Here is a 12,807-nt window from a genome sequence, read left to right on the forward strand (position 1 = left end):
TTTGTTTTTGTACGCAGGTTTGCTCACGCAGAAACGGGTACGCTTTGGTTGTCCGGGCTGCGTTTTTCCCGGATTCGCGCGTGTATTGGTGTGTGTGTCAGCCGGAGAAATTGCCGTGCCGCCCGGCGCCGCCGCAAGACGGGCGGCGCCCTCGGATGCCTTCCTCGAAGACGATCGGCGCGCCATTGGCGCCTTCGGCGCGCAGGGCGTCGGGCAGCGGCAGGTCCCATTGCCCGTAGGCGGAGGCACGGTCCGTCAGCATGCAGCGCTGGGGAAAGGCCGCCAGTTCGTGCGCCAGCGCTTCGGCGGCGGCGCGGGCTTCGCCCGGCTCGACCAGGCGGTTGGCCAGTCCCATGGCCAGCGCTTCCTCGGCGGGCACGGCGCGGCCGGTGAGGATCATGTCGAGCGCGCGGCCCATGCCGACAATCCGCGGCAGACGTACGGTGCCGCCGTCGATCAGCGGCACGCCCCAGCGCCGGCAGAACACGCCGAAGACGGCGCCGCGCTCGGCCACACGCAGGTCTGCCAGCAGCGCCAGTTCCAGCCCGCCCGCCACCGCATAGCCGCTGACCGCCGCGATCAGCGGCTTGGACAGGGCCATGCGGCTCGGGCCCATCGGCCCCGCGCCGCCGCCTTGCGGATCGAGTTCGTGGCGCCGTGCGGGGTCGCCCACCGCCGACAGGTCGGCGCCGCCGCAAAAATGGCCGCCCGCGCCCCACAGCACCGCCACGCTCAGCGCCGGGTCGGATTCGAAATGCGCGAAGGCGGCGCGCAGCGCCAGCGCCATGGGGCCGTCCACGGCGTTGCGCTTGTCGGCGCGGTCCAGAATGATGGTGAAGACCGCGCCGTCGGTTTCGGTCCTGACATAGGGGTTGGGCTTACTATCCATGCTCGCGTCCTCGGTGCCTGGGATTGCTAACGTGTTTATCTGGTGGAGGAGGTGGTGGTGGGGTCTTGGCCAAGTGTTTCTCCAAACTCCCAAATATTTCATCAAATGATATATATTTGACACTGAAAGAAATATTTGTGGTTTACCCTTCGCCGTTCACGCCGCCGGCACTGCACTTATTGCGGCCTTTATTGCCCCCCGCTGCTGCTCATGCATGAAATAGAGATCCGCGATCCCTCTGCCACCGACCTGGTGCTGGACCTGCTCTTCGGCCACCCGGAGCGCACCCTGCCGGTGCAGGCGCTGGCGCGCGGTGCCGAGGTGATGGGCATCGGCACGCCCAGCGTGCGTGTGGCGCTGACGCGCCTGCAGCGCCAGGGCCGCATCGTCAAGACGGAGCGCGGCTGCTACGCGGTGCTGCCGGAGGGCAATCCGGTCTACGACGAGGTCGAGCACTGGTTTGAAAAGGAAAGCCGGCTGGAACACTGGGCCGGCGACTGGCTGGTGGTGCAGGACGCCGCGGTCGCGCGCAGCCGAGAAGACCGCGTGGCGGCATCATGCGCGCGCGCTGGCGCTGTGCGGCTTTCGCACACTGGCGGCCGGCATCAATGTGTGCGCCCCGACAATCTCGCCGGCGGCGCCGCCGCAATGCGCACGGCGCTGTCCCGGCTGGGCATGGCCGGTGCCAGCCTGCTCTTTGTCGGCCGCGAGTTCGATGCCGATGCCCAAGCGCGCATGGCACAGCTGTGGGACGTGCCGGCGCTGCAATTGGCCTACCGCCGCGCGCTGGCGCAGCTGGAGCGCAGTCGGGCCAAGCTCGCGCGCATGGCGCCCGACGCCGCCGCGCGCGAGACCATGCTGGTGGGCCGTGCCATCATCCGCGCCATCGTGCGCGATCCGCTGCTGCCAGAGGCCATCATGGACCCCGCGCCGCGCCGCGCCCTGATCGAGGCCACGCGTGCCTACCAGCTCCAGGCCCGCGGCCTGTGGGTGGAACTGCTGGTTGGCTAGCGCGCGAAGCCGGAACACCTCCGGCGCCGCACCGGGCGGCGCAAGCGTCCCATGCCTCGCCAAGCGGCAGCGACTCAACTAAACTGGCCGGAACTTATGCGGCGCACCGCGGCACTCAGTAAAGTGACGCGCGCTGGTGTTCCCGGAACCCCGCAGGCCCCGCCGGGCTCTTGCGCCGCACCCACGTTGGCCAAGACAAGGAGCACAGGGTGAGCATGCCCGATTTCGACATGGTGTTGTTCGGCGGCACCGGGGACCTGGCGCGGCGCAAGCTGCTGCCGGCGCTGTTCGATGCGCACTGCGCGGGCCTGCTGCATCCCAACGCCCGTATTCTTGCCACCGGCAGCCATCCCCTCTCCACCGAAGACTACGCCGGCTCGCTGGAGCGGAGCGTGCGGCCGAGCCTCGAGCATGCCCCGCCCGAAGCCTGGGCCACCTTCCTTGCGCGCATCAGCTACGTGCAGGCAGACGCCCGCGTGCCCGAACACTTCGACGCGCTGGCGGCCAAGGTGCTGCAGCGCTCGCCCGAGGTGGTGGTGTGCTATCTCGCCACCGGGCCGCATATCTTTGTCCCCATCTGCGAGCAGCTCGCGCGCACGGGGCTCAATCATCCCAATGTCCGCATCGTCCTGGAGAAACCGCTCGGGCACGACCTGCATTCCTCCGACGCCATCAATTCGGCCGTGGCGCGGTACTTCGCCGAAGACCAGATCTACCGGATTGACCACTATCTGGGCAAGGAGTCGGTGCAGAACCTGATGGCGATCCGCTTCGGCAACGCGCTGTTCGAGCCGCTGTGGCGCCGAGAATGGGTGCAGGATGTGCAGATCACCATCGCCGAGGAGCTTGGCGTGGAGACGCGCGGCGAGTTCTACGACGATACCGGCGCGCTGCGCGACATGGTGCAGAACCACCTGCTGCAACTGCTGTGCATGGTGGCGATGGAGCCGCCCACCAGCCTGTCCGAGGACGCGATCCGCGACGAGAAGATCAAGATTCTCAAGGCGCTCAAGCCCATCACGCCGCAGGACGTGGCCGAGAAGACCGTGCGCGGCCAGTACCGCGCCGGCGCCGTCGGCGGCAAGCCGGTGGTGGGCTACCTGGACGAGAAGGGCATCGCGCCCGACAGCCATACCGAGACCTTTGTCGCCATCAAGGCCGAGATCGCCAACTGGCGCTGGTCCGGCGTGCCGTTCTACCTGCGCACCGGCAAGCGCATGCAGTCGCGCGTGGCGGAGATTGTCATCCACTTCCGCGATGTCCCGCATGCCATCTTCCCGCGCCCGCTGACCTTGTCGCCACAGAACCGGCTGGTGATCCGGCTGCAGCCCGAGGAGAGCATCCGCCTGTATTTCCTGGTCAAGCAGCCCGGCGACACGGTGGCGCTCACGGGGACCTCGCTCGACCTGGACTTCGCCAACTCCTTCAAGGTGCGCCGCGCGGGTGCCTACGAGCGCCTGCTGCTCGATGTCATCCGCGGCCGCCTCGGATTGTTCGTGCGGCGCGACGAGCAGGCACAGGCCTGGCGCTGGGTCGAGCCTATCATCGATACATGGGCGGGCAGCACCGTGCCGCCCAAGGCGTATACCGCCGGCACATGGGGTCCGGCTTCCTCGTCCGCGCTGATGTCGCGCGACGGCTCGCTCTGGCACGAAGAGGTGTAGGCCAGCATCCATTGATCCATTGATCCATTGATCCATTTATCCATTGATCATCATTCGAACAGGAGACCCAGCCCATGCGACGCTACGAACATACCTCCGAGGCGGACCTGGCCGAAGCGATGGCGATCTCGGTAGCGCACGCGCTGGAGGTCGCCATTGGCGTGAACGGCTGGGCGGTGCTGGCGGTGTCCGGCGGCCGCTCGCCGGTGGCGATGTTCGAGCGCCTGCGCCATCGCACCATCCGCTGGGACGCGGTCACCATCACGCTGGTCGACGAGCGCGCGGTGCCGCCGGACCATGACGACAGCAACGGCGCGCTGGTGCGCCGCCACCTGCTGCGCGAGGCGGCAGGCAAGGCCGCCTTCGTGCCGCTGGTGGCCGATGCCGCCGAAGCGGCCGACCCGGCCCGCGCGGTGGCGCGGCTCAACGCGGCCTGGCGCCAGCCCGACGTGATCGTGCTGGGCATGGGCGAGGATGGCCACACCGCCTCGCTGTTTCCCGAGGCGCCCGAGTTGCAGCAGGCGCTTGCCGAGCCGCAGCCGGGCTACCTGGTCGCGCATCCGCGCGAGGCGCCGCATGCGCGCGTCACGCTGAACCTGGCGGCGCTGCTGGCGGCCGAGCGCGTTTTCCTGTCGTTCGCGGGGCCGGTCAAGACGGCGGTGTTCGCGCGCGCGTGCAAGGGGCCAACCCCGGCGTTGCCCATCAGCCTGGTGCTGAGCCGTCACCGGCACGGCACCGACGTCTTCTCGGCCTGACGCCATGCAAAATTTCCCGCGCCTGCTGGGCGATGTCGGCGGCACCAACGTGCGCTTCGCGCTGGAGACCGCGCCCCAGCACATCGGCCCGGTGACCGCGCTCAAGGTGGCCGACTTCCCCTCGCTGGAGGCCGCCATGCAGCATTACCTCGGCGGCTTGCCGGCCGGCAGCGCCAGGCCGCGCCACGCGGCCGTCGGCCTGGCCAACCCGGTGACCGGAGACCGCGTCAAGCTGACCAATCACGCCTGGGCGTTTTCCATCGCGCAGGTGCAGCGCTCGCTCGGCCTGGACCTGCTGCTGGCCATCAACGATTTCACCGCGCTGGCACTGGGTTTGCCCCATCTCGGCGCGCAGGACCTGACGCCGCTGCGCCAGGGCACGGCCGTGGCCGGCGCGCCGCTCGCGCTGGTCGGGCCGGGTACCGGCCTGGGCGTGTCCGGGCTGGTGCCCGCGCGCTCCGGGCCAGCCGTGGCGCTGGCGGGCGAGGGCGGCCATATCGAACTGATGCCGGAAACCGAGGACGAGTGGACCGCGTGGCGCGCGGCCCGCCAGGCCTTCGGCCGTGTCTCCGCCGAGCGTCTTTTGTCGGGCATGGGGCTGTCGTTGACGCATGCCGCGCTGCACGCAGAAACGGGTACGCCCCTGGTGCGCCAGCTCCAGCCGGCCGAGGTCACCGAGGGCGCGATCCAGCGGCACGACCCGCTCTGCCAGCGCGCGCTTGCCGTGTTTTGCGGCTTGCTGGGTTCCGTGGCGGCCGACATTGCGCTGGTACTGGGCGCGCGTGGCGGCGTCTACCTGGGTGGTGGCATCGTGCCGCGCTTCGTGCCCGCGCTGCGCGACTCCGCATTCAACGCGCGCTTTACCGCCAAGGGGCGGCTGAGCGCGTACCTGGAAAGCCTGCCGGTCTACGTGATCAACGCGGCGTACCCGGCGCTGCCCGGACTGGCGCAGGCGCTGGAGGAAGCGATCACGCATGGCGTCGATGGCGATGGCGCCGGCCGGGCCAATCCGGCCAACCAACCTAAACCTGCCTGATCCGGACCTGACGATGCGAGTGTTGCTGGTGGAAGACGACGCCATGATCGGCGATAGCGTGAGGCTGGCGCTGCGCCAGGAAGGCTTCGCGGTGGACTGGGTGCAGGACGGCGAGGCCGGCCTTGCCGCGGCCACCCAGTCGGGCGGCCCGGATGGCGAGGCTTGCTACGCGCTGATCCTGCTCGACCTGGGCCTGCCGCGCCGCTCCGGGCTGGAGGTACTGGCCGCGCTGCGCGCGCGCGGCGTGAATACGCCGGTGCTGATCCTGACCGCGCGCGATGCCGTGGCCGATCGCGTGGCGGGGCTGAACACCGGCGCCGACGATTACCTCGTCAAGCCCTTCGACCTGCAGGAACTGGCCGCGCGCATGCACGCCCTGGTGCGCCGCGCCGAAGGCCGGGCGGAGCCGCTGTTGCGCTACGGCGGCATCGTGATCAATCCCGTGACCCGCGAGGCCACCCTTGACGGCGAGCCGGTGCGCCTGTCGGCGCGCGAATTCGGCTTGCTCTCGGCGCTCCTGGCGCGGCCCGGCAAGGTGTGGTCGGTGGCGCAGCTGGAGGAGCGCTTGTACGGCTGGGGCGATGAAGTCGGCAGCAACACGGTGGAGGTCTACATCCACGCGCTGCGCAAGAAATTCGGCGCGGCGCTGATCCGCAATATCCGCGGCGTGGGCTATGTGGTGCCCAAGCTCGAAGCCGGGAGCGCGGGCTGATGCGATCCATCCAGAGAACCCTGCTGTGGTGGCTCGCCCTGGGCCTGCTGGCTGGCATCGCCATTGCCACCGCGTTGATCTACGGGCAGGCCCGGCAGGAAGCCAACGCACTGTTCGACTACCAGATGAAGCAGGTGGCCGCCGCGCTGCCCAGCCAGTTTGCCGATCCGGTGATGCCGCCGTTCGTGCCGCAGCAATCGCCCGGGGCGCCGGGCTCGCCTAGCGACAGCCTGTTCCATGCCGACGAAGACGTGGTGATCCACATCTGGGACGGTTCGGGCCGCAGCCTGTATCTGTCGCACGCGCACCCCGCGTTGCCGCCGCGCGCCGAGCTGGGATTCTCCAATGTCAAGACCGCGCAGGGCGAATGGCGGATCTACAGCGTGCAGCTCGGGCTCGGCGTGGTGCAGATTGCCCAGCCCATGTCGGCGCGCAGCGAGGTGGCCGCGCGCATGGCGCTGCGTACCGTGGCGCCCTTGTTGTTGTTGCTGCCGCTGATCGGCTGGCTGGTGTGGGTGGCCGTGGGACGCGGCCTGCGGCCCTTGCGCGAGATTGCCGCCGGGGTGCGCCAGCGTGACGCCAATGCGCTGGCTCCGCTGGCGCTCAGCCGCATGCCGGACGAGATCGCGCCGTTGACCGAGGCGCTCAACCAGCTGCTGGCGCGGTTGTCGCACGCCATCGATACCCAGCGCGCCTTCGTGGCTGACGCCGCGCACGCGCTGCGCACGCCGCTGGCCGCGCTGCAGTTGCAGGCACAGCTGGTGGAGCGCGCCGATACGGCCGACGAGCGGCAGGAGGCCGTGGGCAAGCTGCGCCAGGGGCTGGAGCGGCTCACGCACATGGTGGCCCAGCTGCTCACGCTGGCGCGCCAGGAGCCCGGCGCGGTGGTACCCCCGCATGAGCCGGTGGAGCTGCGCGCGCTGGCGCAAAACGTGGTGGCGGAGATGACCCAGGCCGCGCTCGATCGCCACATCGACCTGGGGCTGGATGCCGGGACCGGCCCCGTCATGGTGCGTGGCGACGTGGATGCGCTGCGCATCCTGTTGACCAACCTGGTCGACAACGCGCTGCGCTATGTGCCGGCCGGCGGCAAGGTCGATGTGCAGGTTGGCCGGGGACGGGCCCTGGCAGGCGGAAGAGAATCGGGTACGGAAAGCGTGGAACTGATCGTGCAGGACGACGGCCCGGGGATTCCCGCGGCCGAGCGCGCGCGCGTGTTCGACCGTTTCTACCGGGTGCCGGAAGCCCCCACCGGCGGCAGCGGGCTGGGCTTGGCCATCGTGGCGGAGATCGCCCAATCGCACGGCGCGCGTGTCTTGCTGGAGGACGCGGCGCCCGGGCTGCGCGTGCGGGTGGCGTTTCCCGCCGCGTGAACGCGCGGCGGCGCCGCGCCTCAGCCTGCCGGCGTGACTACCGGCGTAAGCACTGGCTCGCCGGCAAAATGCAGGCGGCTGTTTTCCTGGAACTGCCGCACCGAAGCGTCGATGGCTTCCGGCGACCAGGCTGCCATGTGCGGGGTCAGGACCACATTGGGGCAGTCGAACAGCTCGGCGGGCGGCTCGGGCTCGGTCTCGTACACATCCAGTCCGGCGCCGCCAAGCTTGCCGGCGCGCAGGGCATCCGCCAGCGCCGCGGTGTCGAGCACGCTGCCGCGCGCGATATTGACCACGAAGCCGCCCGCGCCTAGCTGGGCCAGCACCTTGGCGTCGACCAGGTGGCGGGTGCCCGCGCCGCCGGGCGTGGCAATCACCAGGTAATCGGCCCACTCGGCCAGCGCGCCGAGACTGTCGAAGTAACGGTACGGTGCGTCATCGCGTGGCGTGCGGTTGTGATAGCCGACTTCCAGGTCGAACCCCAGGCCGCGCTGCGCGATGCGCCGGCCGATGGTGCCCAAGCCGAGAATCCCCATGCGCTTGCCCGACAGATTGGGCCGCAGCGGCAGCGCGGTGCGCCACTTGCCGGCGCGCGTGGCCTGGTCCAGCAGCGGGATGCCGCGCACGGTGGCCAGTAGCAGCGCCATGGCGTGGTCCGCCACGCAACTGTCGTTGGTGCCGGCGCCGTTGGCCACGATGATGCCGCGCGCGCGGGCATGGGCCACGGCGATATTCTCGTACCCCGCGCCCAGCGCGCACACCAGTTCGAGCAAGGGCATGGCGTCGATCTCGGCGGCGCTGAGGCCGACCGAGCCGATCGTCAGCACTGCGCGCACGCGTGCGCCGGCGTGCCGGACCTGCGCGGCACGCCCCGCGCTGTCAGGCGCGTAAAGCACCTCGTATTGCTCGGCAATCCAGGACAGATGTTGGGCGCTGACGTGGCTGAGGACGAGCAGGAGCGGCTTCATGATGGGCAGGTTGTCTTGGCGCTGTCGGCGACGGCTGGGAGGAGAGCGAGCGGTCCCGGGACGGGGCCCGAGTTGCACCGCAGCATTGTAGCGGCGGCGTGCCGGGCTTGCTGGCGGGCTCCGTCGATTATCAAACGCCTGCCAAGAGTGCATGCGTTGGATCGCTACGCAGAAACGGGTACGCTTTGCCGTTCGGGCAGTGGCTTGCGTCCGCGCGCCAAGCCTTGAAGCGGAGCAGGAATACCGTTCTAATGCAGCGGATGCGACTTATCGATTCCGTGAACATGAAACCTGCCTTGCTGTCCGTCCTGCTGCTAGCCACCGCGTTGGCGATCCCCATGGCCCCCGCGGCAGCGGCGCCGCCGCCCGCCGCCACGCAAGCCGAGGTCACCCATCTCTTTGCCTATCTGGCGGGGTCGAATTGCCAGTTCAACCGCAACGGCAGCTGGTATTCCGCGCCAGATGCGGCTGCCCACCTGAAAAAGAAGTACGACTACCTTGCCGACAAGGGTGCCATCGGCACCAGCGAGAGCTTTATCGAACTCGGCGCGAGCAAGAGCAGCGTCAGCGGCAAGCCTTACCTGGTCAAGTGCGGCCAGGCCCAGCCGGAGCAGAGCGCGCCGTGGCTAGGCGCCGAGCTGGCGCGCTATCGGCAGAAGGGCGCCGGCAAGTAGGCGCGGCGCGCTTCCTCGCCTTCTTGCAGGTGGGTTTGACGGCACGCAGAAACGGGTACGCTTTTGTTTTTTGGCAACGCAGGCTGGCCCGTGCACACTGTCAGGCGGCCACCCATGCGCAACCCTGGCGGTCTGCAGCGCACGCGCGGCGCTGGGCTGGATCGCCTGGATCTGCTGGCTGCCGGTGAGCGTGACGGCGCCCGCCAGCATGCGCTTTATCGATGCCCTGATGGTGCTGGTGATGCTGGTCTTCACCTGCGGTGCGGCCGTTACGGTCTGCGCCGTGTGCGAGATGGGCCAGCGCTGAGCGCCCGCGCGGACCTCATACTTCCCTGGTCATCCCCTGCAGGTCGATCCAGGCATCGAACTGGGCTGCCGTGACATGTCCCGAGGCCAGTGCCGCCTCGCGCAGCGACAGGTTGCGCTCGAGCGCCAGCTTGGCGATTGCGGCGGCGCGGTCGTAGCCGATGTGCGGGTTGAGCGCCGTCACGGGCATCAGCGAGCGCGCCAGCATCTCGGCGATGCGTTCGCGATCCGCCTGCAACCCTTCGACCAGGCGTTCGGCAAAGCTCACCGCAGCATCGGCAAGCAGCGTGACCGATTGCAGCAGGCTGTAGATGATCACGGGCTTGTAGGCGTTGAGCTCGAGCGTGCCGAGGCCATTGGCCAGCGTGACGGTGGTGTGGTTGCCGATCACCCGGCAGCACACCATGGCAAGCGCCTCGGCCTGGGTGGGATTGACCTTGCCCGGCATGATCGAGGAGCCGGGTTCGTTGGCCGGCAGGATCAGTTCGGCGAAACCTGCGCGCGGGCCGGAGCCGAGCAGCATGAAATCGCGCGCTATTTTCAGGAAGGACGATGCCGTGGTGTTGAGCGCGCCCGACAGGTCGGCTAGCGCGTCGTGCGAGGCTTGCAGCGCGTAGCGGTTCGGCGCTGGCTCGAACGGCAGGCCCGTGTAGTCCGACAGCGCGCGCGCGAAGGCCGCGGCAAAGCCGTGGGGCGCATTCAGCCCGGTGCCCACCGCGGTGCCGCCCTGGGGTACCGGCATGGCGCGCAGCATGGCCTGGAGCAAGCGCGATTGGGCATCGCCGACCTGGGCTTCGTAGCCGGAGAACTCCTGCCCCAGCGTCAGCGGCACGGCGTCCTGCAGGTGCGTGCGGCCCACCTTTACGATGTCGGCGAACGCGTCTACCTTGCGCCCTAACGCCTGCTGCAAGGTCTCCAGCGCGGGCAGCAGCTGCAACTGGATCGCCCGGTTGGCGGCGATATGCATCGCGGTGGGGAAGCTGTCGTTGGAAGACTGGCTGGCGTTCACGTGATCGTTGGGATGCACCGGTTGCTTCGTGCCCGGCTCGCCGCCGAGCAACTGGTTCGCACGGTTGGCGATGACCTCGTTCAGGTTCATGTTGGTTTGCGTGCCGGAGCCGGTCTGCCAGACCGAGAGCGGGAACTCCCCGGGCCACTTGCCGGCGATGATCTCCTGCGCCGCGGCCTCGATGGCATGCGCCGGCTCCGGCTTGAGCACGCGCAGTTCGCGGTTGGCACGGGCGGCGCAGAGCTTGAGAATGGCGAAGGCCTCAATCAGCGCGGGCGGCATCGTCTCGCTGCCGATGCGGAAATTCTGGCGCGAACGCTCGGTCTGCGCGCCCCACAGGTGCCGGGCAGGCACCGGCACGTCGCCAAGGCTGTCTGTCTCGATCCGGGTGGCGTCCTGCTTGCGCTCGGGCATGGCATTCTCCTGTTCGGTCGAAGGCGGCTTGGAAACGGATCCCGGGCTTTAGAATACGCCCCCGGTGGTCACGGCGTCATCCGTGCCGCCGGGCGGGGGCACCCTGCCCCATCACCCGAATCAACGCCGCTATCACCACGCATCTCCAGCATGCTCATTGCCCAGCTCAAGTCCTTCTTCATGGTCGCGCGCATTGGCAGTGTGACCCAGGCCGCCAAGCGGCTCGGCCTGTCGCAGCCGACCATCACCGCCCAGATCCGTGCGCTGGAGGAGGCCTACGGCGTCGAATTGTTTCATCGCGGCGGGCGGCGGCTGGCGCTGTCGGATGCAGGCCTGGCGTTGCTGCCCAAGGTCGAAGCGCTGGTCCAGCAGGAAACGGAGATCGACTTCTTCCTGCGCCACTCGGGCGACCTGCGCACGGGCAGCCTGCGCATTGGCGCCACCGCGCCGTACTACGTGCTCGACATCATCGGCCGCTTTAGCGCGCGCTATCCGGCCATCGACGTGACGGTCGAGACCGGCAACTCGCAGGAAGTGCTCGATGCCTTGCAGGAATATCGCGTGGACGTGGCCTCGTCCTCCCAGAAGGTGGACGACCCCGCTTGGAGCGGTTGCTACTGGGCGAGGATCCGCTCGTACTGGTGGTGCATCGCAGCCATGCACTGGCCGCGCACGCACGGGTGCCGGTAGCCGCGCTGGCTGGTTGCCGCCTGCTGATGCGCGAGGCAGGGTCGACCACGCGCATTGTTACCGAACAGATGCTGGCCCGGGCGGGCGTGGTGCCTGCCACGCCGATGGAGATCGGCAGCCGGGAATCGATCCGCGAGGCAGTGATCCGCGGGCTTGGGGTATCCATCATCGCCCGCCACGAGATGCCCAGCCATCCGAACCTGAAAATGCTTGATTTTGAGGACAGTAGCGCCGAAATGAGTGAGTATCTCTATTTTTTATTTTTTGCGCGAGCGGCGGGGCGCGCGCCTGATTGATGCATTCGTCGCGGCCGCGCGCCCTGGCGCGCAGATCATGCCTGACTAGTCCGAAGCGCGGTTTTATAGCCCCGGGTCCCTCGTCCATCGTTTCACGTTTTTCCCTGCGTTATTCCCCCCGCCGGGAAAAAATGCACGCACTGGCCAGCGATTTATCGAGCGCGGAATGGCACAGCGTCCAGCTTGATCGCTGACCGGCGCAAGCCCATCGCTGGCTAATGTAGAGACATTTGACTGGCGGCGTAAACGGTTCCCCGCTTTGGAAGGGGGTGGGTTCCCGCGTGACGCGGAAACTGTCAGGCTTGCGTTGCCCGAGAAAGGCGGTGTCGCCTGCTTGCGCAGGAAATCGGCCGGATCGGGGCACGGGGGCCGCTATCCTGGATGTTGCTGGGATGGGACATGAGTATTGTTGCTCGCAAAGCATTTGCCCAGACAACCGGGTTGGTAAGAAAATGGCGCTCCAACAATAAGAAGAAAATTGACTGTAAGCAATAAAAACAGGATGTCGGGGTGAATCAAGCAATTCTGCAATATCTCGCGGAGCGGCATTGCTCGTCGCAATGGCGCGATGTACTGTCGGCGCTCGCCGAAGAGCTATCCGAGACCATGGACGTGGCTGGCCTGCGCGCCGTCATGTGGCGCGTTGGCGCGCGTTTTGCCGGACGTTTCGATCCCGGCGCCTGCGCTACGCTCGCCGAGCTGGAACGGGCCGTCGCCCAGATCTGGCTGGACGTGGACTGGGGCTGGACCAGCATCGAGGATGTGGGCGGTGCACTGGTGGTCCGGCATTACTGCGCGCCGCTGAACGCGGCGCTTGGGGACGGAGCCGACGCCTGGTCGCCGGCATTCCTGGAGGGGGCGTACCAGTACTGGTTCCGCATGCTCGGCTCGTCCGAGGCCTTGCGGGTCAGCCAAAGTACGCCGATCGATGCCACCGGATGCGTGGAATTCCGGTTTGGGCGTTGAAGTGCTGCCGCGGTCTGTGGCAGTTTTCGCGCCGGCGTACACCC

The 12,807-nt window shown here is 68.3% G+C and carries 12 protein-coding genes and 1 pseudogene; 10 read left to right on the top strand and 3 right to left on the bottom strand.

Annotated elements, in window-relative coordinates:
- Positions 1-97: 97 nt before the first annotated feature.
- A complete protein-coding gene (locus OR16_RS16525; RefSeq protein WP_006159086.1) occupies positions 98-889 on the bottom strand; it encodes a crotonase/enoyl-CoA hydratase family protein in 792 nt (263 codons plus the stop codon).
- 210 nt (positions 890-1,099) lie between these two features.
- Between OR16_RS16525 and OR16_RS16530 the strand changes: the two genes are divergently transcribed.
- The 6 genes from OR16_RS16530 (at position 1,100) to OR16_RS16555 (ending at position 7,440) form a co-directional block, all read left to right on the top strand.
- On the top strand, positions 1,100-1,900 hold the full coding sequence (locus OR16_RS16530) for a PaaX family transcriptional regulator C-terminal domain-containing protein (protein ID WP_006159087.1): 801 nt from the start codon (positions 1,100-1,102) through the stop codon (positions 1,898-1,900).
- 215 nt (positions 1,901-2,115) lie between these two features.
- Complete coding sequence (zwf, locus tag OR16_RS16535; protein WP_043420010.1) at positions 2,116-3,564, top strand: glucose-6-phosphate dehydrogenase; 1,449 nt, start codon at positions 2,116-2,118, stop codon at positions 3,562-3,564.
- Between the two features lie 74 nt (positions 3,565-3,638).
- A complete protein-coding gene (pgl, locus tag OR16_RS16540; protein ID WP_006159089.1) occupies positions 3,639-4,319 on the top strand; it encodes a 6-phosphogluconolactonase in 681 nt (226 codons plus the stop codon).
- Positions 4,320-4,323: 4 nt separating this feature from the next.
- Positions 4,324-5,355 (top strand): glucokinase, encoded by a 1,032-nt coding sequence (gene glk, locus OR16_RS16545; RefSeq protein ID WP_006159090.1) that lies wholly within the window; start codon positions 4,324-4,326, stop codon positions 5,353-5,355.
- A gap of 13 nt (positions 5,356-5,368) precedes the next feature.
- Positions 5,369-6,067, top strand: a complete 699-nt coding sequence (locus OR16_RS16550; RefSeq protein ID WP_043420012.1) for a response regulator transcription factor — start codon at positions 5,369-5,371, stop codon at positions 6,065-6,067.
- Positions 6,067-7,440 carry a sensor histidine kinase gene (locus tag OR16_RS16555; protein WP_006159092.1) on the top strand — a complete coding sequence of 458 codons (1,374 nt, stop codon included), beginning with the start codon at positions 6,067-6,069 and terminating at the stop codon, positions 7,438-7,440. The genes OR16_RS16550 and OR16_RS16555 overlap by 1 nt, the downstream gene beginning before the upstream one ends.
- Before the next feature lie 20 nt (positions 7,441-7,460).
- Here the strand turns inward: OR16_RS16555 and OR16_RS16560 are convergent, their stop codons facing one another.
- Entirely contained in the window at positions 7,461-8,408 is a 948-nt protein-coding gene (locus tag OR16_RS16560) for a 2-hydroxyacid dehydrogenase (protein ID WP_006159093.1), read from the bottom strand.
- A 284-nt stretch (positions 8,409-8,692) separates the two neighbouring features.
- Here OR16_RS16560 and OR16_RS16565 point away from each other — a divergent pair, with 284 nt between their 5' ends.
- A complete protein-coding gene (locus OR16_RS16565; protein WP_043420058.1) occupies positions 8,693-9,082 on the top strand; it encodes a DUF5329 domain-containing protein in 390 nt (129 codons plus the stop codon).
- A gap of 70 nt (positions 9,083-9,152) precedes the next feature.
- Positions 9,153-9,389, top strand: a complete 237-nt coding sequence (locus OR16_RS16570) for a hypothetical protein (RefSeq protein WP_006159095.1) — start codon at positions 9,153-9,155, stop codon at positions 9,387-9,389.
- A 15-nt stretch (positions 9,390-9,404) separates the two neighbouring features.
- Here OR16_RS16570 and OR16_RS16575 read toward each other — a convergent pair whose 3' ends face one another.
- Positions 9,405-10,811 (bottom strand): class II fumarate hydratase, encoded by a 1,407-nt coding sequence (locus OR16_RS16575; RefSeq protein WP_006159096.1) that lies wholly within the window; start codon positions 10,809-10,811, stop codon positions 9,405-9,407.
- A 180-nt stretch (positions 10,812-10,991) separates the two neighbouring features.
- On the opposite strand from OR16_RS16575, the pseudogene OR16_RS16580 reads away from it, so the two are divergent.
- Positions 10,992-11,797: pseudogene (locus OR16_RS16580) on the top strand (LysR substrate-binding domain-containing protein).
- Between the two features lie 510 nt (positions 11,798-12,307).
- Positions 12,308-12,763 carry a cellulose biosynthesis protein BcsD gene (bcsD, locus tag OR16_RS16585; RefSeq protein ID WP_006159097.1) on the top strand — a complete coding sequence of 152 codons (456 nt, stop codon included), beginning with the start codon at positions 12,308-12,310 and terminating at the stop codon, positions 12,761-12,763.
- Positions 12,764-12,807 lie beyond the last annotated feature (44 nt).

It is taken from the genome of Cupriavidus basilensis OR16 (assembly GCF_000243095.1).
GTDB classification, from domain to species: Bacteria; Pseudomonadota; Gammaproteobacteria; order Burkholderiales; family Burkholderiaceae; genus Cupriavidus; species Cupriavidus basilensis_D.